The following is a 22,259-nucleotide window of genomic DNA, read 5'->3' as shown; positions in this document are numbered from 1 at the left end:
TCCTTAGTGAAAGTAGCTAAGAGAAGATTGTTTTTGGGCTAACACTTCTTGATAAACTAACTGTAAGCGATCAATATTTTTGCTAAGAGTATAAGAGTCTAAAACTCTTTGACGGGCTTTTTGTCCTAAAATTGTGGTTAATTCGGGATGATCTCGTAATACAGGCAAGAGAGTTTTTAATTGGGTAATTAGTCCTTTAGTATCTAGAACTATTCCCGCACCTTTTAACACTTCCCCATCGGCACCCACATCCGTAGCCAGACAAGCAACACCGCAGGCCATCGCTTCCAAAAGGGAAATCGATAAACCTTCCACTAATGAGGGTAAAATAAAGCCGTCAACCCCGCGCAAAATTTCAATTCGTTTATTTTCATCGCCGATAAAACCTAACCAGATAATACCATCTTCTTCCCCATAAAAAGGTTTGAGGGAAGGAGTCAACGGACCATCGCCAACAATGAGCAGTTTGCATCTACCCCCTAAATTGGTTTTTTTCCAAGCTTTCAATAAAGATTCTACATTTTTCTCCGGCATGATCCGACCGAGATAAATAAATAAACAATCGGCATTATATTGCGCTTTAATATTCGATTGTCCTGGACAATACTTATTAATATCAACCCCGTTGGGAATAATTGCTAATTTTTCTTCGGGAACTCCCAATTTAACTAAAAAATCCCGTTGAGAGGTGGAAAAAATAATTACCTTATCGTAATTAGCTAAAAAAGGGGCGTGTAGTTGGTAGGTTAATAATTGGGTACTGGAGATGAGATTGCGAATTTTACTATCAAAAGCCGGGTGAAAAGTCGCCACCAGAGGCAAATCTAAAGACTCACAAATTTCTGGTAGCAGAAAATCGAGGGGAGACAGGGGTAAGGACGCATGAACTAGATCGGGTTTCAGTTCCCTGAGTTTATCCTGTAGAACCCGACTCGATTTCAGGGTGGGAATAGTATAGACTTGGGAACTATAGAGACGTGGCAGGGTGATTTCGTCGTAAAAGTCGGGCCAATCGCTTACGGTGGGTTTTTCGGAAGAAAAATGCAGAAAACTGACTTGATAATCTCGATCGAGCAAGGAATTAGTCACTTCTCGCCCATAGGTAACGTTACCGCAAAAAGGAGATTTTTTTCCTAACCAGGCAATGTGCATTCAGATTCTCTTAAGAAAAAGTTAATTTAGCCAAATATCAGCTTACTAAATTAGCCGTAAAATTAAAAGCTAATAGAGTACCTAAGCAAAATTAATTACCCATCTAAGTCCTCAGCTAAAAATTGCCTTTTGCAAGAGTGCCTATTTGATAGTTAAAATTCTCGGCTTTTTACTGATTGGCCGAGGACTTGCGACGACGACAGCGTTCTGAACAGTATTTGACCTCATGCCAACAGTTTTGCCACTTTTTGCGCCAAGTAAAGGATAAACCGCAAACGGGACAAATTTTACTGGGAAGATCGGACTTCGATATCTGACGTGCCATGATTAAAATTAAAAAGTCAAAAACTGCGCCTTATCTATGAGTGTAGATGAAAATAATCAGAGTTCCCCACTCGATCGCCTGAGAATTATTTTGGTCGAACCAGCTGGAGCCTTAAATGTGGGTTCCACTGCCAGAATTATGCGGAATATGGGCTTAAGTCGCTTAATTATCGTCAATCCCGCCTGTGATATCCTTGCAGAAGAAGCGCGACGCATGGCAGTACACGGGATTGAAGTCCTAGAAAACTGTTCACGGGTAGCCACCCTTGGGGAAGCTTTGCAGGGTTGTCATCGCATCATTGCCACCACCTCGAAACCCCGTCACCTGAATACTCCCCTCGAAACACCCCGGACCGCCTTACCCTGGTTACTCACCCCTAACCTGGAATCGGCCCTAATTTTCGGGCCAGAAGACCGGGGTTTAAGTAACAGCGAACTGAACCACGCCCAGCGTTTTGTTGGTATTCCCGCTAATCCTCAATATTCCTCCCTCAATCTCGCCCAAGCGGTGGCGGTTTGCTCCTACGAACTGTACCAAATGGCGACGGAAAATAGGCTCGAACCCCGGTTAGAAACGCTCCCTAATGCCACTTTTGAGGCTCTAGAAGGCTATTATCAGCACTTGGAGAGCTTTTTGCTCAAAATTGGCTATCTTTACCCCCACACCGCCGCCGCTAGGATGGAGAAATTCCGGCAATTTTATCATCGGGCCCGGCCCACGGTGGAGGAATTAGCCCTGCTGCGGGGTATTATCGGTCATATTGAAAGTATCGGGCAACTTTTTCTCGGTCTTGATAGTCTCAAGGGCAAGAAAAAAAATTCTCCTAGCGATCGATAATAAATCTGGATACCCTTGAGGAAAACCGTGACTCGTCAAGTAACTCGTCGTCCTACTAAAGTCCAATCCGGTCCTGAGTCCCCTAGGTCCCTGGACTCAAACAATCAAAAAAGGTCTTTACCGGTTAAAAAGGCAAAAAAACAGCGTAAACCTAACCTAATCTCTTCTTTTCTCCTTCAGGTTCTCCGCTTCTCTATCCTTGGTGTCGGTTTAGGTGCGATCGCTGGTACGGTTTTAACGGTGGTGGATCCAAGCAAATTACCCCTACACCCAAAACCCACCGCTACTAATTCCCCGACTCCCCAACCCGTCACCCCAAAACCGACCACGTTAGTTTTCAACGAAAATATCAGCAGCCTCAATCAGAAATTACAGGCTTTAGCGGTCAAATATCCGAAATTACAGGCGGGAGCCTTATTTATTGACCTCGATAACGGTGCTTACGCTAATTTTCGCGGAGATACTATTTTTGCTGCCGCTAGTACGATTAAAATCCCCATTCTGGTGGCCTTTTTTGAGGATGTGGACGCGGGAAAAATTCGTCTCGATGAAACCCTTGTGGCCAGTAAGGATGTCCTGGCCAGTGGGTCCGGAGATATGCAGTATCTAGGAGTGAATCAAACCTATACTGCCCTAGAAACCGCCACTAAAATGAACGTAATTAGCGATAATACCGCTACTAATATGTTAATCAAGCGCATGGGCGGCAAAAAGGCTCTTAATCAGCGTTTTCAAGCTTGGGGTTTGACCAGTACGGTAATTAATAACCCTTTACCAGACTTGGAAGGAACCAATACCACAAGTCCGAGAGATTTGGTGACAATCTTAGGAAAAGTTAATCAAGGGGAATTACTCAGTTTACGTTCCCGCGATCGTCTATTGAATATTATGCAGGAAACGCGCACTCGCACCCTGCTGCCCCAAGGTATCGAGAAAGCCGCCGATATTGCCCATAAAACTGGTGATATTGGCTCGATGTTAGGGGATGCGGGGATTATTGATATGCCCAACGGCAAACGCTATCTAGGAGCAGTGATGGTCAAACGTCCCCACAATGATAGTAACGCTAGGACTCTGATTCAACAAATATCGCGCACGGCCTACCAACACTTTAAATGGTATCAAACTCAACCCGCAGCCAAACCGCAACCGGTCGCCCAGTCTTCTCCCTCTCCGAGTCCGGTCGTTATTCCTAGTCCGGGTAATTAGCCCCTAGGTTAAATTATTGGCTAAAAGACGGGCCAATTGTTCGGCATTTGCCCGGGGGGAAAGACGAGGAAGGATTTTTTCCCCCGTGGCCAGTTTTTGACAGAGGACGGGGATTTCGTACTGATAAGCGTTAAACCAATCCTCTCGACTGGTAATGTCCCTAATTTCTAACTGCCACTCCGGTTGACGGATTTTTTCTAGTTTCTCTAGCAACCCTTCGCAAAGATGACAGTCCGGTTTACTGTATAAAATTAGTTCTATGGTAGTCATAAATATTTATGTTCATTACCTCCACGATTAGTCTCTCATCAACAATTCTACAAACTCCCACACCCACACCGACTTTAAATAATAATTTAGTTAATTCAGGTTCTCAAAATCTAGTCTATATCGGTGTGTTTCTTCTGGCAATTACCCTAGTTATGGTTATTGGTATTATCAATAAGAAAATTGAATACGCTCTCATTTTTGCCGCCACTCTCACTGTTATTTTAGTTGCTTTCCTCTGGTTTTTATAAGTCCTTCAACTAAGGGAATTGAGGTCATGATATTCTGACTTCCCCAACCGACTCCTAACACCCTATATACAAGCAAAACGATCGGACTTATAATATAATTGTATTGATTGTGGCTTGTTGCTAGAATCACCCCAAATTGACTCAATGGGTTTATAAACGATGACAACCCTAGATATTGCTACCGATATTGTCTGTCCTCCCACCGATTTATGGAGTGATGAACCACCCTTGGAAAGTGATCTGCATTTACAACAAATTATTTTATTATTATCTTGTCTTGATTGGCTCTGGCAAGATAGAAACGATTACTATGCCTCGGGCAATTTGACTATTTATTATAACGAAAGACAACTAAAACAGCGAGATTTTTGTGGACCAGATTTTTTCGTGGTTTTAGATACAGAGAAACGTCCCAGAAAAAGTTGGGTCGTCTGGGGAGAAGGGGGTAAATATCCCAATGTAATCATCGAAATTATCTCCGATTCCACCGCTAATGTGGACAGAAAAGCCAAAAAGGAACTATATCAGCATACTTTCCGGACTCCTGAATATTTTTGGTTTGATCCCAATACTTTAGAATGGCAAGGATTCACTTTAATCGAGGGACAATACCAACCGATTACCCCCAATGAAAACGGTTATTTATGGAGTAAGCAACTGGGATTATATTTAGGAATTTTTGCCAATAAATTGCGCTATTTCACCGAATCAGGTGAATTGGTTCCCACCCCTCAAGAGTCGGCGCAACAGGAAAGATTAGCTAAAGAACAGGAAAGATTAGCCAAAGAAAGAGAACAACAACGGGCGGAAAAATTAGCCCAAAAGCTGCGAGAATTGGGCATTAATCCCGATGAAATTTCTTAAATATCCGGTTGGGGGTGTTAGGGTTGCCCAACTCACCCCAGCAGTCTAGTTATAAATACTTATAATTTCTCAGGGAATTATAACAATTATTAAATAATGTGTAGTTTTGTATACTGATGTCAAGAACTTAGCTACAATATGAAGTGGCGTAAGATATATAGAGATTAGCTAGTGAGTCGGCATCAAGACAGTCAAACTGACCGGAAACGAGAAGAAACACAGTTCACTCCTTACAGTGCAGAAGCGATCGCTCAACAATACCGTTATAAACCTTGGCAATTGTTCGGTCGCGCTTTCGTGATTATTTGGTCTTTAGGATTATTTCTCCTCAGTCTCCTCTGGGACAAATGGACAAAGCAAGAAGAAGCCAATAAATACAGGCGTGCCAGCGAACTTAGGCAAATTCTCACCCGTTTGGGTCCCACCTTCATCAAAGTCGGTCAAGCTCTCTCTACCCGTCCCGACCTCGTTCGCAAAGACTTTTTAGACGAATTAGTTAAACTGCAAGACCAACTTCCCCCCTTCGATAACCACATCGCTTTTGCCCTTATCGAGACAGAATTGGGGATGCCTGTAGAAAAAGCCTATCGAGAAATATCTCCCACCCCTGTGGCTGCCGCTAGTTTAGGCCAGGTTTACAAAGCGATACTCCCCACCGGCGAGGAAGTAGCCGTTAAAGTGCAACGGCCCGGGCTGCGGGAGCTTTTAAGCCTCGATTTATATCTAATGCGCTGGGCCGCCCAAAAATTCGGCCGTTTATTACCCCTCAATCTCGGCCACGACCTCACCCTGATTGTCGATGAATTCGGCACCAAACTGTTTGAGGAAATTGACTATCAAAACGAAGGTTGCAACGCTGAAAAATTCGCCACCAACTTCCAAAATAACCCCGAAGTTAAAGTTCCCAGTATCTACTGGCGTTATAGTGGTCGCCGCGTCCTCACCCTGGAATGGATTGATGGCTATAAACTCACCGATACCGAGAAAATCAAAGCTTTAGGATTAGACCCCAATAATATCGTTAAAATCGGCGTAACCTCTGGATTGCAGCAACTCCTCGAACACGGCTTTTTCCACGCTGATCCCCATCCGGGTAATCTTTTCGCCACTTTTGATGGTCGCATGGCCTATATCGATTTTGGCATGATGGACCAGTTAGAGGAGGAAACTAAAGAAACCCTCGCCAGTTGCGTCGTCGATTTAATTAACAAAGACTACGAAAACCTAGCCAGCAACTTTGTCAAACTGGGATTTTTAACCCCAGAAACCGATATAAAACCAATTATTCCCGCCCTAGAACGAGTTTTAGGCAATGCCATCGGTCAAAGGGTCGGTGACTTCAATTTCCGCACCATTACCGATGATTTCTCCGAATTGATGTACGAGTATCCCTTCCGGATTCCCGCCAAATTCGCCCTGATTATTCGTTCCCTCGTCACCCAAGAAGGGGCAGCCCTCACCCTCGATCCTAACTTCAAAATCGTCCAAGTGGCCTATCCCTACGTCGCTAAACGTCTCCTGACCGGGGAATCACCGCAACTGCGCCGGCGTTTATTGGATGTGCTGTTCAAAGACGGTAAATTCCAGTGGCAACGCCTAGAAAACATGATTACAATGGCTCGATCGGAAAGTAACTTCGATTTACTGCCCACAGCGCAATTAGGCATCACTTTTCTTCTCTCGGAAGAAGGTCGTTATCTGCGTCGTCAATTGCTATTAGCTTTGACAGAAGATGACCGTCTCCACACGGCCGAAGTACAACGTCTCTGGGGTTTAATTCAAGGAGAATTGCAACCGCGGCGACTCTTGGATGTGGCCATGAGCGCTTTTCGGGAATTATCGTCCCAAGGTGTGGCCGCTGTCCTTCCGCGAGAAACCAGTTCGCGTTAAAGTGTTTAAGGTCATCATCGGTTAATCACTTTTTCTATGGATTATTATTTTCTGCCCCAACCGCCCTATTTTCTAGTTTTTGCCGGTTTATTTATCGGTATTACCTGCGGGGCCGCTTTTGAAGCTAGTCTCAAGCAAGTGGTTAACAATTGGTATAAAAATAAGGGTTCAGACGATCAAAATCTTTTAAAATCTAGTTCCTTACAAATTCCTTTTATCGGTATTTGTGTAGGAATCTGTCTTTTCCTGGCCTCGGGATTAGATATATTTATTCTCAATGGTTGGGTTGCCTACGCTATCTCTCTCCCGATGACTATCTTTATCGGTGGTTTGGTTTGGAGTCAGTTAGGGGAATTGTTAGGCCAATTACAGCGCGGCGGTTCTAAAGAAATTGACCTCGATTATCGGGGATAATTACGAGGCAGCAAACATTTAGGACTAAGATCATAGGTGTTAGCAGATAGGAAAGATCAACTCCCCCACAACTAACACCAAAACCCTAGTTATACCCAATTTCCCAGCTATTTTGGCCCGCGATTTTAGATGCAAAAACCTTTAGCATGGCATTGGCGATCGCTTCCTCTGCATCAGCGCACTGGTTCCGAGGTTTTTGCCTGCTTATTCTCCCAAGATGCGATCGCTACCTTACTAGAAAGTCCCTATCCAGGTAATTCCCTCTCCCGTTACTCTCTTTGTGCTGGTTCCCCGCGTCAGCTTTGGACCCCCGCACTGGGCGAAATTTTGCCCTTTTTAAGCAGTTTACTCCCCCAAACTCGATGTGATCATCTTCCCGATCATCTTCCCTTCCATGGCGGTTGGTTGGGGTGGTTAGGCTACGATTTAGCTTGGGAAATAGAAAAATTACCCGACAGGAAAGCTGATACTCTCCCTTTTCCCGTCGCTTATTGGTATGAACCGGATAGTTTTGCCATTCTCGATCACCAAGCACAAATTCTCTGGTTAGCTGCCAGCAAACCCGAAGATTTAGATAAATACGAACAATCTTTAACCACTAACCCCGATTTTGAGTTTATCGATCCCCATCCCTCTCCCTTAATCTTTTATACTTCTCAACTCGACTACGAAAAAGCTGTTAAAAAAGCCTTAGATTATATCAGAAAAGGTGATATTTTTCAAGCAAATTTATCCCTAAGATTTCAAAGCACAACTAAGGCAAAAGGATGGCAAATTTATCGCAGTTTACAACAGATTAACCCTTCTCCTTTTGCCAGTTATTGGCGCACCCCTTGGGGAGAAATGATTAGTTGTTCTCCCGAAAGATTGGTCAAATTAGAAAGAGGAATAGCCAGCACTAGACCAATCGCTGGAACCCGTCCCCGGGGTAAAACCGAGGCACTCGATCGACAATTGGCCGAGGAACTATTAACTAATAAAAAAGAACGGGCCGAGCATATTATGCTAGTGGATCTAGAACGTAATGATCTAGGTAGAGTTTGTGAATGGGGATCGGTTTATGTGGATGAATTACTGACGATCGAGCGTTATAGTCATGTTATGCACTTGGTCAGTAATGTTCAAGGAAAATTAGATAAAAAGTATCATGCTATTGATTTAATTAAAGCTCTTTTCCCGGGGGGAACAATTACCGGTTGTCCGAAAGTTCGTTGTCTAGAAATTATCGAAGAATTGGAACCGATGCGACGCAATTTATTCTATGGTTCCTGTGGCTATATTGACCTACGGGGTCATTTAGATTTGAATATTCTCATCCGTACCCTATTAATGACTACTCAAGGGAATTTAAACACCGTTTGGGGACAGGTGGGAGCGGGAATAGTTGCCGATAGTGATCCCGAAAAAGAATGGTTAGAATCCCTTCATAAAGCTGAGGCACAATTAATCGCTTTACGTTCTTTTTAATTTTTGATTTCAACAAACTAACCTAAGTAGGTAGGCATTAAAAATTATCAGATGCCCCCCTTATTAAGGGGGGACTAAGGGGGGATCGGCACCCCCCTTATCAAGGGGGATCCCCCCGCCTTCGGCTTCCCCCCTTATCAAGGGGGGCTAGGGGGGATCGAACCTAAAATCCATGTTTAATTTAATTATAACCAGCTACCTATTGTTGCATCTAAAACCGATCTTTTTACTTTTTACCTTATCTGCTATTTTGTAGGATAGCTTCCGATCTTGAACCCTATTCATGAATCAAATTTCTATCGCTGTTACTTTTTTTCTTAGTTTAGTCTTGACCTCGCTTCCCTTTTTACTTTTGGGGGCAGCCGTTTCCAGTTTTTTGCTGGTTTTCGTCAATAAACAGCGATTAGCGGCGATATTTCCCCGTAATCGACTGTTAGGAGCGATCGTTGGCAGTGCCATCGGATTAATCTTACCCGTCGGACAATACGGCACGATTCCCGTCGCTAGAAGATTTTTATTAGAGGGGGTACCCCCAGGGGTGGTGTTTAGCTTTCTCACCGCTGCACCTACCCTAAATATCGTCACTCTTTGGCTAACTTGGCAGACTTTCACCTATTCTAGTATTTTCTTCTATCGATCGCTTTCGGTGTGGTTAATGGCAATTTTTATCGGTACTCTCTTTAGTTTCTATCGGGAAAAACCCCGCACCGATAGCGAAATTCCCCTAGAATCGAGTTTAGTTCTTTCTGGGAGTTTTTTACCAGAGGAAGCAGCCAGTCAACCCCTACAAAGAGTCGGCAGTCTTGTTTATGAGTATAAAACTAGAGATAGGCAAGCTTGGCCAATTTCTGTGCAGTTATTTCTCGATAACTTTATCGATGAAGCACTGGAATTAGGGGGATTATTAATTATTGGCTGTGCGATCGCTAGTATCTTTCAGTTATTATTACCTCAGAGTCAATTAATTGCCTGGGGGAATACTCCCGCTACTCAAATTCTCGTGCAGTTGTTCTTTGGTTTCACCCTCGCTGTTAATGCCAGTCTTAGCACTTTTGTCCCCGGTTCTTTAATTACTAATCTGTCCGTGGGTTCCACTCTAGCTTTTTTACTGGTCGCTTCCCTCATTGATATTAAAGCTTTTATCCTTCTCCTATCAGCTTTCCGTCCTAAAATCGTCCTTTATTTCGGAATTTTATGCCTGTTAATGAGTTTTTTAGTGGCTCTGATCCTCAGTTTTTATCTAGGTTGAATTCCTTCCGGGTCAGAAAAATTTTCTCTTGACAAAAGCCCCTTGACATGATACTATATTCATAGTGGAAAATCTGTGCGCCTACAAGCCCTATTTTCCCAAGCATTTAAACTCTAACTCATCTTAATTCTGCTTGCCGGAGTTGCGACAACATAGTTTTATAGTTCTCACTCCACCCACCTACTGAGAGGTTCAATAAGCATCTTTTCGATGAATACTACTCAATATGATAATCAGCATTTCTTGATCTTGAATTTTGTAAATGATGCGATAATCCCCTATTCTAATTCGGTAGGTGTCATCATATCCTTTGAGTTTCTTGACTCCGCTAGGACGAGGTGTATCGGTAAGTAGTCTAATGGCAGTAATTAAGCGTTCGCGTTGTTGTTTGGGTAAGTTGTTTAGTTGTTTTTGAACTGGTTTCGGAATAATAACTCTGTAGTTCACGCTTGAGTTGCCTCATATTCTTCGAGGGTTAGATAGTCTCCTGCTTGATAAGCTGATTCAGAAGCGATTATGTTAGCTTGCTCTTCTTCTGTAATTTCTATTGCAGTATGTCGTTCTTTGATAAAGAGCAAAAAGTCAAGTAATTCAGTCAAAAGGGTGTCAGGTGTCTGCTCGATTTCTTTAATTAGTTGTTCTTTGAGTGTCATAGCTTTATCAGTTATCAGTTATCAGTGATTAATTCAATCATAGTCGATGATTGGTGGTGCGTTACGACGGATTGTTAGCTTGAAGTCAAAACAGAAATTTTGGCCGTCTAACGCACCCTACATTGTCTGGATGTTGTTAAATTTTCTCTTGACAAAAGCCCCTTGACATGATACTATATTCACAATGGAAAAGCCGTGCGCCTACGAACCCTATTTTCCTAAGCATTTAAACTCTAACTCATCTTAATTCTGCCTGCCGGAGTTGCGACAACATAGTTTTATAGTTCTCCATAATTGTTTGGGTATGGGGATGATTTTTCCCTAATACTTGGGTAGCAATCTTAATCGCTTCTAGATAGAGAGGTTCTGCTTCTGTGTACCTGCCTTGGTAACAGTACAATGCTGCTAAATTGTTGAGGGAAGTTGCCACATCGGGATGATTGTCTCCTAAGAGTCTTTTTCTCAAATCTAATGCTTCTAGATAGAGAGGTTCCGCTTCTGTGTACCTGCCTTGGGATTCGTACAATCCTGCTAAATTGTTGAGGGAACTTGCCACATGGGGATGATTGTCTCCTAAGAGTCGTTTTCTCAAATCTAAAGCTTCTAGAAGGAGAGGTTCCGCTTCTGTGTACCTGCCTTGAGAATGGTACAAGTGTGCTAAATTGTTGAGGGAAGTTGCCACAGAGGGATGATTGTCTCCTAAAAGTCGTTTATACAAATCTAAAGCTTCTCGATAGAGAGGTTCCGCTTCTTTGTACCTGCCTTGGGAATCGTACAATGCTGCTAAATTGTTGAGGGAAAGTGCCACATCGGGATGATTGTCTCCTAAGAGTCGTTTATACAAATCTAATGCTTCTAGATAGAGAGGTTCCGCTTCTGTGTACCTGCCTTGGGATTCGTACAATGCTGCTAAATTGTTGAGGGAAGTTGCCACATGGGGATGATTGTCTCCTAAGAGTGGTTTTCTCAAATCTAATGCTTCTAGATAGAGAGGTTCCGCTTCTGTGTACCTGCCTTGGGATTCGTACAAGTGTGCTAAATTGTTGAGGGAAAGTGCCACATCGGGATGATTGTCTCCTAAGAGTGGTTTTCTCAAATCTAATGCTTCTAGATAGAGAGGTTCCGCTTCTGAGTATCTACCTTGGGAATCGTACAATGCTGCTAAATTGTTGAGGGAAGTTGCCACATGGGGATGATTGTCTCCTAAGAGTCGTTTTAACAAATCTAATGCTTCTAGAAGGAGAGGTTCTGCTTCTGTGTACCTGCCTTGGGAATCGTACAATGCTGCTAAATTGTTGAGGGAAGTTGCCACATGAGGATGATTGTCTCCTAAGCGGGTTCGAGTTGCGGTTAAACAATCTTGATAGTAAGGTTCAGCAATAGCATACAATCCTTGTCCTTTATAATAACGAGCTAAACCCGTATAGGACGAAACTAAATCCTCATCAGCGATATATTCCGGATATTCCCTGACAGCTTGTTCAATATGGGGAATTAAGGGAGTCAGATTTTGAATAATATCTAGAGTAGGAGTTTGGGGGACTGTTCTCGATGTATCTGTCATCACCGTACAATAACGACTTTTTGCGGTATTGGCTATCTCGGAACCTTCTAATTTTTCCCGTAGATAAAGACGGATGAGGGGATGCAGTTGATACCATTCATTGCCTAAAGATTTCAGCAAATTAAGCTTAACCAAGCTATCGGTTAACCATTTTTCTATCTCGTCTTTAGCTTCATCAGAAAATAAACTGATGATTAAGTGCTTGGGAAAAGGTGCCGAAGCAAATAAACTGAGATAAAGAGCTAATTTTTGTTCTTCTGTTTCTAACAGTTGCCAACTGAGATCCAGAATTGTTTTAATACTGCGGACTTCCTCCTTATCAGAGTTGAGATATTTTAAGCCTTTTTTGGGGAATTTTTCCTTGATATTTGCTAAAGTTTCAGTGGTTGCTTGTCTCAGAAAACTGCCTAGTAATTGTAATCCTAGAGGCAAATATCCTAAACACTGACAAAGTTGCTTGGCTGCCTCTAACTCCGCGGTTAGACGTTCTTTTCCTAAGTAGGTTTGCAGTAAATCTAAAGCTTGCGCTGCTGTCAGAACATCTAAGTTTATCGTTGATAGCGATACCCCTAAGTAACTAAAGCGAGTGGTAATTAAAACCCGAAAACGAGATTCTTTTCCTGATGGTAGATAAGATGTAATTTGGTCGTAGTCACGCACATCATCAAAAATAATTAAAGCATTTCCCTCGGGCCAATTTTGCCAACAGTAACGCACTCGTTCACTTAAGGTTCCCTGATTGGGGATGTTTAAACCCAGGTATTCTCTGGCAAAAAATAAAATAGCTAAACCGGGGTCACTGTTAAGGACATTTATCCAACAAATACCCGCAGGATAATCCCCTTTATGTTGCCAAGCATACTGTAAAGCTAATTCAGTTTTTCCCGAACCTCCCATCCCACTTAAAACAATTGGGGAAGATTGCTGAAAAGCTTGATGAATCCGGGATAATTCCTGTTCTCTACCAACAAAGTTAACTGCTGTTCCTGGTAAATTATAGGGATCATGAACGGTATTTTTATCGGTAAATAGCTGATTATAGTTGGTAGCTTGGGTTGAATTTTCTGTTAAAAATAACCGCAGGAAAAACCAAGAATTTAAATCTGGCATATACCGAATAACTTTGTTAGTAAAATCATGATTCATCCACCAAATTTGTCGGAGATTAAAGCGAGCTAAATTTTCTCGATTGAAATTAATTAATTGCAAGGCATCTACTAGGGAAACATCAGAAAAAGCGGTTTCAAAACCAGTAATTGATACTACTCCCGACTCCAATTCTGCCAATTGTGTTAACAAGAAGTTCAAGACAAAAGAAGGTTTTTCCCATATTGGTAAGACAATTTTATGAAAAATAATGCCTTGTTCTTGGAGTTTATTCTCTAATTCTCTAACTACTTGCTGACGGGAAAACTCATCATAAAATTCCACCCTAGCTAAACCTCTAGATGGTCTTCGTCCCCATAATAGCAAACGAGCTGCCGTATGGGAAATAGTACCCGGTTCTAACTCCGATTGATTAGTTTGATTAACTTGATGTACCACCGGGGACACCTCCATCGGGACCAGTAGGAATACGACCTTGAGCATTTAAAATATCAACCACAAGGGGATGCACCATAAAGCATCTTTCCCCGTCTCCATCTACTTCTTGAATCGCTCGATCATTTAATAAAGCGTATAATATCTCATTGGGAATTTGTGCTTCTGGATTAGCATCATAAATTCGTTTTAACAATAATACCTTATCCCCATAACTAACAGAATCGATATCATAAGGATTTTGGCCTAAACGTCTTTCATATTCTGTTCTTAAACTGCGAATTGCCCTGCTAATATGACTAGACATGATCAGATTTTGTTGATTGACAATTGCCTCATCAGAAGCTTCTCTAACTAAATAAAATAAATCTCTGATATTGCCACCAGAGGCAATAATAACCCGCTCTATTTGTCCATCTTCAAATAAATTAGATTTAACTCTTGCTTCTAAAACTTTTCTCACTGCTTCCCGTCCTTTTTGGTTAGGAGTATGATCTTTTTGGCAAAAAACTGGAGTATCGGGAATCAGGAGATTATGGTCAAAAGTGAGGTTAATCCCGGGAGATGAATTATACAATCCAATCGGAATATTAAAAATAATGTGAATGTCTAAATCTTTGAAAATGTTAGAATAGTTTAAAAATAAATCCCTGACCGCTTCTTGTGAAACACCAGCTTTATCGAAGTCTTCTCCAATAATTAGCCAGCTTCTCTGCATAGTTTCCTGTAAGTTCTGATTACACTCTTTCAGGAGTTGATTAGCAATATTAATTAAATCTCTGGAACGGGAAAGACGGTATTCAACAACTTTTTTCTCTCGCGAGGAAGCAAACCGGAATTCTCCCTTGAGAGAGGCAAAAAGTCCGAGAATTTTATTCCAGAAAGAATCTTCCTTTACTCCCGCTCCTGCTTCCGTTTTGATTTGACTTTCTCTGGTTTCCTTGCGGGTAAATTCTTCAGAACTAAACCAATCCCAAAGCTTTTGTAAATTTTCATCACTGGGTTGTCGAGAAATTTTAGCGGTTTTCTCAACAATTTCCACCACCATAAAGAGAAACACATCAAGGGGACTGAAATTAATCGCATCGAGTTCACTTAAAACACTAAATCGCAGGGGTTCAAAATGCTGTTTAATCTCATGATCATTAATTAAACGAGTTAATTCTGTCGATTTGCCTACCCCCGTGTGTCCCATTAAACAGGCTTTGTAATATTGTTGCGTATTTATGACCCGTTTTAACCCTAATTTTAGACGCTGAATTTTATCTTCCCCTCTCACTTTATTCATTTCTTCTCGATAAAAAGCATCTATTTCCTTCTGAGTTAATAGGGGTTCAGGAGATATAGTTAAATGGATTTCATCAAGAGTAGTCGCAGGTTCAAAGCGAGTCAGAGAGGGGTGTTGCATAGAGACAGGAAAAATCATTCTCTGGAGATACTTTTTATTATATAGCATCGCCAAACTAAAGGCGATCGCTCGTTGCTGCCGCAAAACCAGATAATTGATAGAACAGTTGTTCAACCATTAAGATTTTGTGATAATACTGGGTAAGTGTGATCTAAAGTACAGCTTTTTTTGGGAAAGTTTCCCCAGGGGTGCTGCCTTGGGGCGCAAATATGATAGAATGCTGGTAAATTGATACAAAACTTTACTTCAAGGTGAATCTATGCCGTTTACGATCGAATCAGCGCGGAGCATTTTCCCCAACACGCTATCAGCGGATGTGGTTCCCGCCACGATTGCGCGTTTCAATCAGCTGAATACCGAAGATCAACTAGCCTTGATTTGGTTTGCCTACCTAGAAATGGGCAAAACCATCACCGTTGCCGCCCCCGGCGCTGCTAGTATGGTCTTTGCCGAAAAAACCATGAATGAAATTCGGCAGATGTCACCCCTGCAACAGTCGCAGGTGATGTGCGACTTAGCCAACCATGCTGACACCCCGATTTGTCGTACCTACGGCACTTGGTCTGCTAATATCAAGCTGGGATTCTGGTATCAATTAGGACAATGGATGGAAGATGGCAGTGTTGCGCCAATTCCCAAGGGTTATGAACTATCTGCTAATGCTAGTGCCGTTTTAGACGGGATTAAAAAATTAGAGTCGGGACAACAAATCACCGTTCTGCGGAATTGTGTGGTGGATATGGGCTACGATCCCAAGAAACTGGGCGATTATAACCGTATTTCCGAACCCGTGGTTCCCCCCCAAAATATTGCCGAACGGACCAAAGTTAGCATTGAAGGCGTTACCAATGCCACCGTCCTCAACTATATGGACAACCTCAATGCTAATGACTTTGATGTATTAATTGAATTATTCACCCCTGACGGCGCTCTGCAACCACCTTTCCAACGTCCCGTCGTCGGTAAAGAGGCAGTATATCGCTTTTTCCGGGAAGAATGCCAAAATTTGAAATTAATCCCCGAACGCGGTGTAGTAGAACCCGCCGATGACGGTTTTACTCAGATTAAAGTGACGGGAAAAGTACAAACTCCTTGGTTTGGTGCAGGTGTGGGTATGAATATGGCATGGCGCTTCCTCCTAACTCCTGATAATAAAATTTTCTTCGTAGCGATCGATTTATTAGCTTCTCCGAAAGAATTATTAAACTTTGCCCGTGGCTAAATAGCTACTGAGAGAAATCATTAAAAATTCTGATGAAACTTATTAGAGTTCCTTGTCAAGTGAACTCTTTTTTTTATACAATTAAAAGGCTGACTTAAAAAAATTGGTAAATACACCGGTTTCTTCTCCGATCTAGGTAAGAATAACTAAACAATTATTCTTACAGATGTGGGCGAAAAGAGTCGAGGTAGTTCAAAAATCCAAAATTATCATCCCTAAAACTAAAATCATGCCTATGAGTGAAATAATTTGGTCAGATACCGAACAAGAAATTGCTCAAACTGCTTTCCAAAAAGCCTATCAGCGAGAAACTAGCACTTTAATAGAACATATTAAAGAACAGTCTGGTCAGATCACGGTTTTAGATGATATCTGGCAAATGCACGATTATCTAAGCGCCCGACGACATCAGATTGATGGTAAATATGACTATCGCTATACTTCCCTAATTTTTGTCTTTGCTCAACTATTAAAGGAAGGATGGTTAAAGCTAGAGGATCTCAACGGTTTGGAAAAAGATAAACTAGCAAAAATCGCTGCTCTCTCGCGAATGTAAATTAATGATTAGCATTAAGCCATCAGCTTTTTGCTTCTAGTTGGGTGACTAGAAAATTCATCTCTAGATAATCCACACCGTCTTAAGTTTTTCCTAAGCGGCAACCAATTCCGCTAGAATGAGTCAATCATCCCGATCGCTTTTCGCTTGTTTTGCACCTTTGGTTTATGTTCAAAAATCTTTTACTTCCCCTAGGAATATCTATCTTTCTCGGTGTTTGTCAATCTTTGTCAGCCGCCGAATCAGCTATCATCAAATACTACATCTTCCAAGGGTCTGTATCGGTATCAGAATTAAAGCAATTGAGCGAAACAGGCGAATTAGCTCCCGCTTTGGCGGCACAATTAAAGATGGCTAACCAAAAACCCGAAGAATTCCGCAAAATCCTTAATCGTCGGGTAGCGGTGGATGCCGTCTTTCTTTCCAAATTTCTTAATAGTTTTTTTGGCGAAAGTTTGCTAGATTATGCCGCCGAAATTGTCCACACCCCCAATCGAGCCGCTAGTCGGCAAGCTTTACGGGGTTCCTTAGTCACTTCTGCCCTCAACGACAATGAGATTCAAATCATCGAAGTCCTTGCCAATTATCCCACCAGCGAGGTTCATGTGGATGGCAATCGTCTGCTGGATTTAATCAACCAAATTGAGTCAGTATTGAAAAAAATGCCCCGTTTACCTTTCTGATCCCAAATCCGCCTTTCAGGTTTTCTTGAATTGCGCTGTAAATTGAATAGATTAGGATAATCTAGCAATAATAATGACTACTTCTTTGTCTCAAAGGAAAACAGTTAGCGGCAAACCTTTTTTAAAGTGGGCGGGAGGCAAAACTCAACTGGTTCCCAATATTCTATCTTTGATTAATTCCCAGATTTCTCAGGATTGTCAGTTTAACTACATTGAACCTTTTGTCGGAGGTGGGGCGGTTTTATTCTCAGTTTTAAATAATTTTTCTTCTGTCCAAAAAGTCATTATTAATGACATCAATCCTGATCTAATCATGGCTTATAATGTTATTAAAAATAATGTCAAAGAATTAATAGTCAAACTTAAAAAAATCCAGCAGGATTTTTATGAACTTAAAAATCTAGAGGAACAACAAAAGTTTTTTTTAGATAAAAGAATAGAATTTAATTCTCGTGGCTGTGATGAAGATGTAGAAAAAACAGTTTTGTTATTATTTCTCAATAAAACTTGTTTTAATGGACTTTATAGAGTCAATAGCAAAGGACTTTTTAATGTCCCTTTTGGAAAATATGTCAAACCGTTGATCTGCAATGAAGAAAACTTATTAGCTGTCAACCATCATTTACAAAAAGTAACGATCCTACAAGGAGATTTTGTCCAAACCCTAAACTATGCCAATAACAAGACTTTATTTTATTTTGATCCTCCCTATAAACCGATTAAAAAAACATCAGCTTTTACCTCTTATACTAAAGAAAATTTTAACGATGAGGAGCAAATAAGATTAAAACAATTTATCGATCGAGTGGATCAGGCCGGTTATAAATTTATTTTAAGTAACTCCGACCTTAAAAACTTTGACTCTGACAATAATTTTTTTGATGATTTATATAAAGATTATAATATTCAAAGGGTAAAAGCTCGACGAAATATTAATTCCCAGGGCAATAATAGGGGAGAAATCCTGGAATTACTGATCAATAATTGACAAAAATTAAGCCTAACAGAAAATACGACATGAATCGCCCATGCAAAAGTGAAGTGCAACCCCCCAGATTGACAGAGGTAAGCCCCTAGAGATAGTCTGGAGTTTCTGATAAGAGAAAGACTATCCGATTGCCTATATCCATCTTAAGCCAAAAATTTGCTTTGACCACAGTGCTTATCTCGCCAATGGCAATTAATTTGGCACGACTACGTTTACCCTTCTGAGTATGAATTTTATCTGCAATCACCCCTCGATCGAGCATTGTTTAAAACAACAATTAATTAATATTTTTCCAGAAAACAACCATAAATTAACTTTCTATCGTTGCCCAAAAACGGATATTATCCTCTATCGTTCACCTCTGTTTTATTATTTTACGCCCGCTCAATGTCAAACCATATTTAACCATTTAATCGCCCTTTTTCCACAAATTCAGCTTAGGGAAGGATGGCTAGAATTATTATTAGATCAGCAATTTTTGTCCTTTTGGTTACTGAAACTAAACGATTTAATCGATCAATTTTTCTCGGATGAGCTTCCTCTCCATCCCAGAGGAGAATTTTTCTTTTTATTTCAATACACCCACGCTCGCTATTCTGGTTTGTTACAACTGCTCAATCGGGAAAAAATTAGTTTAACCGAGCCAGAACTATTATCGTGGCATCATCCCGCCGAAATAGCCTTAATACTGCAAATTTTAACCGTTTGTGATTGTTGGGAACGTCAGAAACTCTATCCCCTAACCGCGAATTTTTGCGAAGCGATGCTCAATTTTGAGCGTAACTGTCGCATTATCGGAGAATCGGCCCCAATTCAGCGATCGAGATTAATCCTGATTAGCGTCAGTCAAAAACTACTTAACCGTCTTCTCCGTCAAAAATGGCAACTGCTGCCGATGACGGAACTTTAACGAAGACAGGAGACAGGAGACAGGAGACAGGAGACGGGAGACGGGGGACAGGAGACAGCTATCAGGGATCAGATTTGAGTTTTTAGTTCACTGTTTACTGATCACAGCAAAAAGCGTTTGACAAAAGCTCACGCCGAAGTCTGACGGAGTAACTGCTGACGGCTTGGATGTGTAATTAATTTTGCTTAGGTACTTATAAAAATATCAACTTTTGTGAATTTAGTAGATAAAATCACCAGCTTATGATAGATTTTAATTAGTGTGAGGAGCGAACCAGAATAGAGAGCCGAGACGAAACATGGACAGTCGCCGGCTCTCTTTCTGTTATTCAGGAATTATCTTTTTCTTGGCGATATTTAATAAAAGTGGGCAAATCAACCCGAAAAGAGGAATATTTCGGGGAAGGGGAGATGATAGGTGCGGGCCAATCCCTGTCTTTCTTCTTTAACGATTCTACTGGCTCAATTGTCTCTAATTCCGCTAAAAACTCATCCATGGGAGCCACTTCATCGCTTTCTTGATTCTCTGTCTGAGACCAAGGCTCGATCGCAGATGCCTTGGCAACAATGGCTAAATCTGGGAAAAAATTGCGATCGCTACCGCGCTGGAAATACTGGGCCAAGGCCGCTTTATACTGGAGGGTGTAGCGTTGCTGACGTTGGAGACGGGTGCGTAATTCCTGCAATTGCTGGTCATAGTTGCACAGTTTTTGGCTTTTTTCCTGATAACTTTCCTGAATTAAGGCACATTCTCGCTCTAAACGGGCTAATTGTTGGCGCGTGCGGGTCAATTCTGCGGTCAAATTGGCAATAATCATCGGTTGCCGTTGTTCTGCTTGACGATACTGTTCGATTTCCCCTAAAGCTCGCTGTAATTGTTGCTTTTCGTATTGCAGTTCCTCGTTTTGCTGCTGGATTAGGGTATCGCAACTTTGCAAGCGACGATGTTGCTCGGCTAACCGCGATCGCAGTTCTGCCAGAGCTTGCTCCCGTCGCCAGATCTCCGCTTGTAATTCTTGATTTTGTTGACGTAAATGAGAGGATAGAGCTGCCCAATCTGTCTCATCTGTTGATTGACTCTCATGCTCGACAATTTCAGCAGTAATGACAGTATCCGCATAGGTGAGGTGATCGAGGTACAGGTCGGAATTATCGTTCATAAAAGCCAAAGGATGAGGAAACCTAGAAGTTTAGAGACGTTAAAAGCCTTCTATCGTTCCAAAAAAAAATGGGAACCGCATTGTTAGAGACTGCCGCGCGGTTCCACTGCCGATCCTTGAGAGGAGAACACTATAAATAACTATAAGCTTATTAAGAATTTTTGTCAATACTTAATGAGAAATTTTTTCAATAAGTTGGAGGGGAGAGGGGAATCGACTAATTCGTAGATAGCTGTAGTGCGGGTGTCTGGCCCTGGGGCCAGGGAAGAATTAGCCACAGCAAAATTGATACAAGCACTGGTCGAGCGGGTTAGCGGCTCGATGTGCTTCAATAATCCTATAGTTTTTATTTTCCTTGTCGTATCATGCCACGTCCCCCGAAGAAAACCCCTAGCACCCCTGAACCCCCCGAAGAGCCAATTAAAGCCACTCCTCCCCTACAACCTCTACAAATTATTAAAAAGGGGTCTAGAGCTGCAGTACCCCCCAAACCCCCAGAAACCCCTCCAGAAATAATTGAGGAAAAACCAGCCGAGGAAACGGTAAAATCAGTCAGTAGTGAGATAAAATCTCCTCTCCGTCCCCGTTTCGATTCGGCTCCTCTATTCCGAAAACCGATTCCCAAAGCAGAAATTCCCGTCATCGAAAAAGCGACGGGAGCTAATGGCGAAGTATTTAATCTGACCGATTCTGTCCTGATTACTGAACCTTTTGGTACTCGTATTCCTGCTATTATCGATAGTTTTTATGCCGATGATCAAGGCGAAATCTGGGCGCGACTCAAACCAGTGGAAGTTAATCCCGATTGTCGCTGGGAACAGGCCTGTATTCGCTCTCAGGGTTTGGTAAAAGCCGAATAAAACAGTTATCAGTTATCAGTTATCAGATTTGAGTTTTAAGTGTGCAGTATTAACAAGTAATTTAGATAATATCTCTTGCATAATTAATTTTTGAGTATTCAAAAACGTCAAAAATAAGTATTAAATGGCATAAAATCCGTAAATAGACTATTTAATTGATTATTATTCATTCTCAATTCTCCTGACTACTGACTTCTAATCCTAACAACAATTTTTGATTTTTACAAGAGGTCTGATGATTTGGTATTCTCAAAAGGTTTACTGGCTATGGTATGATTAAGGGGAGTTTCTTAGACTATACTATTTTCCATGATAAGTAGCTAGTTATAATTAAATTAAAAATAGATTTTAGGTTCGATCCCCCCTACCCCCCTTGATAAGGGTAGGGTTGATTCATTTAAATTAAGTACAGCTGATTTTGAGTCAATAAATTTGACTGAAGATTCTCAAGTTTATCTTGTTCTAATCAAAAGATTTAGTCACAATAACTAATCTTTAATCTTCTGCCAATATTTATTTATGAATAAATTGATAAAGCTTGTTCCCAAGCCACTAAAAGCCTATCTCTCTTGAAATTGTCTGAGATTACATCCTGTTAATTTAGCCAATTTTTCTGCTTATTACGTCGATAAAACTATCAGGTTTTACCAAGGATTGTAGCAATTTGTTCACGGGTTTGCGGTCGTCCACATTGCCGGGGGTAAGGTGAACGTTGAGCAATTCTCCTTCCTCGTTCACCACTAAATGCAGTTTAAAGCCAAAAAACCAGTCCACAGAGGTTTTTCCCCG

General features: G+C 41.5%; 22 protein-coding genes and 1 pseudogene. 14 read left to right on the top strand and 9 right to left on the bottom strand.

Features of this window, described 5'->3' with window-relative positions:
• Nucleotides 1-3: 3 nt before the first annotated feature.
• Both IM496_RS08355 and IM496_RS08350 read right to left on the bottom strand, forming a co-directional pair.
• Entirely contained in the window at nt 4-1,152 is a 1,149-nt protein-coding gene (locus IM496_RS08355) for a glycosyltransferase family 4 protein (protein WP_104395714.1), read from the bottom strand.
• A gap of 169 nt (nt 1,153-1,321) precedes the next feature.
• Complete coding sequence (locus tag IM496_RS08350; protein WP_071846465.1) at nt 1,322-1,477, bottom strand: DUF2256 domain-containing protein; 156 nt, start codon at nt 1,475-1,477, stop codon at nt 1,322-1,324.
• A gap of 36 nt (nt 1,478-1,513) precedes the next feature.
• Between IM496_RS08350 and IM496_RS08345 the strand changes: the two genes are divergently transcribed.
• Both IM496_RS08345 and IM496_RS08340 read left to right on the top strand, forming a co-directional pair.
• Nucleotides 1,514-2,314 (top strand): RNA methyltransferase, encoded by an 801-nt coding sequence (locus tag IM496_RS08345; RefSeq protein ID WP_287661716.1) that lies wholly within the window; start codon nt 1,514-1,516, stop codon nt 2,312-2,314.
• Between the two features lie 27 nt (nt 2,315-2,341).
• The gene (locus IM496_RS08340; protein ID WP_287661715.1) at nt 2,342-3,523 is read left to right on the top strand and encodes a serine hydrolase; all 1,182 of its coding nucleotides are present in this window, start codon (nt 2,342-2,344) and stop codon (nt 3,521-3,523) included.
• Nucleotides 3,524-3,526: 3 nt separating this feature from the next.
• On the opposite strand, the gene IM496_RS08335 is transcribed toward IM496_RS08340, so the two are convergent.
• Nucleotides 3,527-3,793: a glutaredoxin family protein gene (locus IM496_RS08335; protein WP_002750529.1), complete on the bottom strand. Its 267-nt coding sequence runs from the start codon at nt 3,791-3,793 to the stop codon at nt 3,527-3,529.
• A gap of 8 nt (nt 3,794-3,801) precedes the next feature.
• On the opposite strand from IM496_RS08335, the gene IM496_RS08330 reads away from it, so the two are divergent.
• The 6 genes from IM496_RS08330 to IM496_RS08305 all read left to right on the top strand — a co-directional run bounded on the left by IM496_RS08330 (nt 3,802) and on the right by IM496_RS08305 (nt 9,925).
• Entirely contained in the window at nt 3,802-4,041 is a 240-nt protein-coding gene (locus IM496_RS08330) for a hypothetical protein (protein ID WP_287661714.1), read from the top strand.
• A gap of 159 nt (nt 4,042-4,200) precedes the next feature.
• Complete coding sequence (locus tag IM496_RS08325; protein ID WP_287661713.1) at nt 4,201-4,905, top strand: Uma2 family endonuclease; 705 nt, start codon at nt 4,201-4,203, stop codon at nt 4,903-4,905.
• A gap of 171 nt (nt 4,906-5,076) precedes the next feature.
• Nucleotides 5,077-6,795: an ABC1 kinase family protein gene (locus tag IM496_RS08320; RefSeq protein ID WP_194014419.1), complete on the top strand. Its 1,719-nt coding sequence runs from the start codon at nt 5,077-5,079 to the stop codon at nt 6,793-6,795.
• Between the two features lie 36 nt (nt 6,796-6,831).
• Nucleotides 6,832-7,209 carry a hypothetical protein gene (locus IM496_RS08315; RefSeq protein ID WP_002734118.1) on the top strand — a complete coding sequence of 126 codons (378 nt, stop codon included), beginning with the start codon at nt 6,832-6,834 and terminating at the stop codon, nt 7,207-7,209.
• A gap of 129 nt (nt 7,210-7,338) precedes the next feature.
• On the top strand, nt 7,339-8,676 hold the full coding sequence (locus IM496_RS08310) for an anthranilate synthase component I (protein ID WP_287661712.1): 1,338 nt from the start codon (nt 7,339-7,341) through the stop codon (nt 8,674-8,676).
• Nucleotides 8,677-8,959: 283 nt separating this feature from the next.
• Nucleotides 8,960-9,925: a permease gene (locus IM496_RS08305; RefSeq protein ID WP_287661711.1), complete on the top strand. Its 966-nt coding sequence runs from the start codon at nt 8,960-8,962 to the stop codon at nt 9,923-9,925.
• A gap of 192 nt (nt 9,926-10,117) precedes the next feature.
• On the opposite strand, the gene IM496_RS08300 is transcribed toward IM496_RS08305, so the two are convergent.
• From IM496_RS08300 to IM496_RS08285, 4 genes are all read right to left on the bottom strand, one after another.
• On the bottom strand, nt 10,118-10,372 hold the full coding sequence (locus tag IM496_RS08300) for a type II toxin-antitoxin system RelE family toxin (protein ID WP_002760924.1): 255 nt from the start codon (nt 10,370-10,372) through the stop codon (nt 10,118-10,120).
• Nucleotides 10,369-10,578 carry a hypothetical protein gene (locus IM496_RS08295; protein ID WP_002760925.1) on the bottom strand — a complete coding sequence of 70 codons (210 nt, stop codon included), beginning with the start codon at nt 10,576-10,578 and terminating at the stop codon, nt 10,369-10,371. The genes IM496_RS08300 and IM496_RS08295 overlap by 4 nt, the downstream gene beginning before the upstream one ends.
• Nucleotides 10,579-10,816: 238 nt before the next feature.
• Nucleotides 10,817-13,702, bottom strand: a complete 2,886-nt coding sequence (locus IM496_RS08290; protein ID WP_287661727.1) for a tetratricopeptide repeat protein — start codon at nt 13,700-13,702, stop codon at nt 10,817-10,819.
• Nucleotides 13,671-15,092, bottom strand: coding sequence for a hypothetical protein (locus IM496_RS08285; protein ID WP_194014427.1), 1,422 nt, complete (start codon nt 15,090-15,092; stop codon nt 13,671-13,673). Before IM496_RS08285 ends, IM496_RS08290 begins: the two co-directional genes overlap by 32 nt.
• Before the next feature lie 259 nt (nt 15,093-15,351).
• Here IM496_RS08285 and IM496_RS08280 point away from each other — a divergent pair, with 259 nt between their 5' ends.
• From IM496_RS08280 to IM496_RS08260, 5 genes are all read left to right on the top strand, one after another.
• Nucleotides 15,352-16,314 (top strand): orange carotenoid-binding protein, encoded by a 963-nt coding sequence (locus IM496_RS08280; RefSeq protein ID WP_002777584.1) that lies wholly within the window; start codon nt 15,352-15,354, stop codon nt 16,312-16,314.
• A gap of 229 nt (nt 16,315-16,543) precedes the next feature.
• Complete coding sequence (gene frp, locus IM496_RS08275; RefSeq protein ID WP_002746320.1) at nt 16,544-16,870, top strand: fluorescence recovery protein; 327 nt, start codon at nt 16,544-16,546, stop codon at nt 16,868-16,870.
• 167 nt (nt 16,871-17,037) lie between these two features.
• Nucleotides 17,038-17,553 carry an alpha/beta hydrolase gene (locus IM496_RS08270; protein ID WP_194014413.1) on the top strand — a complete coding sequence of 172 codons (516 nt, stop codon included), beginning with the start codon at nt 17,038-17,040 and terminating at the stop codon, nt 17,551-17,553.
• A gap of 73 nt (nt 17,554-17,626) precedes the next feature.
• Nucleotides 17,627-18,541 carry a DNA adenine methylase gene (locus tag IM496_RS08265; RefSeq protein WP_287661710.1) on the top strand — a complete coding sequence of 305 codons (915 nt, stop codon included), beginning with the start codon at nt 17,627-17,629 and terminating at the stop codon, nt 18,539-18,541.
• Nucleotides 18,542-18,767: 226 nt separating this feature from the next.
• Nucleotides 18,768-19,451 (top strand): DALR anticodon-binding domain-containing protein, encoded by a 684-nt coding sequence (locus IM496_RS08260; protein WP_287661709.1) that lies wholly within the window; start codon nt 18,768-18,770, stop codon nt 19,449-19,451.
• A 328-nt stretch (nt 19,452-19,779) separates the two neighbouring features.
• Here the strand turns inward: IM496_RS08260 and IM496_RS08255 are convergent, their stop codons facing one another.
• On the bottom strand, nt 19,780-20,610 hold the full coding sequence (locus tag IM496_RS08255; RefSeq protein ID WP_287661708.1) for a hypothetical protein: 831 nt from the start codon (nt 20,608-20,610) through the stop codon (nt 19,780-19,782).
• A gap of 365 nt (nt 20,611-20,975) precedes the next feature.
• Here IM496_RS08255 and IM496_RS08250 point away from each other — a divergent pair, with 365 nt between their 5' ends.
• Nucleotides 20,976-21,470: a hypothetical protein gene (locus IM496_RS08250; protein WP_194014405.1), complete on the top strand. Its 495-nt coding sequence runs from the start codon at nt 20,976-20,978 to the stop codon at nt 21,468-21,470.
• 648 nt (nt 21,471-22,118) lie between these two features.
• Here IM496_RS08250 and IM496_RS08245 read toward each other — a convergent pair.
• Nucleotides 22,119-22,259, bottom strand: a pseudogene (locus IM496_RS08245) (transposase); the annotation flags it as partial.

The organism is Microcystis sp. M049S2 (assembly GCF_020245625.1).
In the GTDB taxonomy this organism is placed as follows: Bacteria; Cyanobacteriota; Cyanobacteriia; order Cyanobacteriales; family Microcystaceae; genus Microcystis; species Microcystis ichthyoblabe_A.
The sequence above is the reverse complement of the archived record's forward strand: the minus strand, read 5'-3'. Positions and strand labels throughout refer to the sequence as shown.

Coding starts and splice junctions, on each gene's coding strand:
- IM496_RS08355 (WP_104395714.1), bottom strand. CDS start 1,152: ATGCACATTGCCTGGTTAGGAAAAAAATCTCCTTTTTGCGGTAACGTT.
- IM496_RS08350 (WP_071846465.1), bottom strand. CDS start 1,477: ATGGCACGTCAGATATCGAAGTCCGATCTTCCCAGTAAAATTTGTCCC.
- IM496_RS08345 (WP_287661716.1), top strand. CDS start 1,514: ATGAGTGTAGATGAAAATAATCAGAGTTCCCCACTCGATCGCCTGAGA.
- IM496_RS08335 (WP_002750529.1), bottom strand. CDS start 3,793: ATGACTACCATAGAACTAATTTTATACAGTAAACCGGACTGTCATCTT.
- IM496_RS08330 (WP_287661714.1), top strand. CDS start 3,802: ATGTTCATTACCTCCACGATTAGTCTCTCATCAACAATTCTACAAACT.
- IM496_RS08325 (WP_287661713.1), top strand. CDS start 4,201: ATGACAACCCTAGATATTGCTACCGATATTGTCTGTCCTCCCACCGAT.
- IM496_RS08315 (WP_002734118.1), top strand. CDS start 6,832: ATGGATTATTATTTTCTGCCCCAACCGCCCTATTTTCTAGTTTTTGCC.
- IM496_RS08310 (WP_287661712.1), top strand. CDS start 7,339: ATGCAAAAACCTTTAGCATGGCATTGGCGATCGCTTCCTCTGCATCAG.
- IM496_RS08305 (WP_287661711.1), top strand. CDS start 8,960: ATGAATCAAATTTCTATCGCTGTTACTTTTTTTCTTAGTTTAGTCTTG.
- IM496_RS08295 (WP_002760925.1), bottom strand. CDS start 10,578: ATGACACTCAAAGAACAACTAATTAAAGAAATCGAGCAGACACCTGAC.
- IM496_RS08290 (WP_287661727.1), bottom strand. CDS start 13,702: ATGGAGGTGTCCCCGGTGGTACATCAAGTTAATCAAACTAATCAATCG.
- IM496_RS08285 (WP_194014427.1), bottom strand. CDS start 15,092: ATGCAACACCCCTCTCTGACTCGCTTTGAACCTGCGACTACTCTTGAT.
- IM496_RS08280 (WP_002777584.1), top strand. CDS start 15,352: ATGCCGTTTACGATCGAATCAGCGCGGAGCATTTTCCCCAACACGCTA.
- frp (WP_002746320.1), top strand. CDS start 16,544: ATGCCTATGAGTGAAATAATTTGGTCAGATACCGAACAAGAAATTGCT.
- IM496_RS08270 (WP_194014413.1), top strand. CDS start 17,038: ATGTTCAAAAATCTTTTACTTCCCCTAGGAATATCTATCTTTCTCGGT.
- IM496_RS08265 (WP_287661710.1), top strand. CDS start 17,627: ATGACTACTTCTTTGTCTCAAAGGAAAACAGTTAGCGGCAAACCTTTT.
- IM496_RS08260 (WP_287661709.1), top strand. CDS start 18,768: ATGAATTTTATCTGCAATCACCCCTCGATCGAGCATTGTTTAAAACAA.
- IM496_RS08255 (WP_287661708.1), bottom strand. CDS start 20,610: ATGAACGATAATTCCGACCTGTACCTCGATCACCTCACCTATGCGGAT.
- IM496_RS08250 (WP_194014405.1), top strand. CDS start 20,976: ATGCCACGTCCCCCGAAGAAAACCCCTAGCACCCCTGAACCCCCCGAA.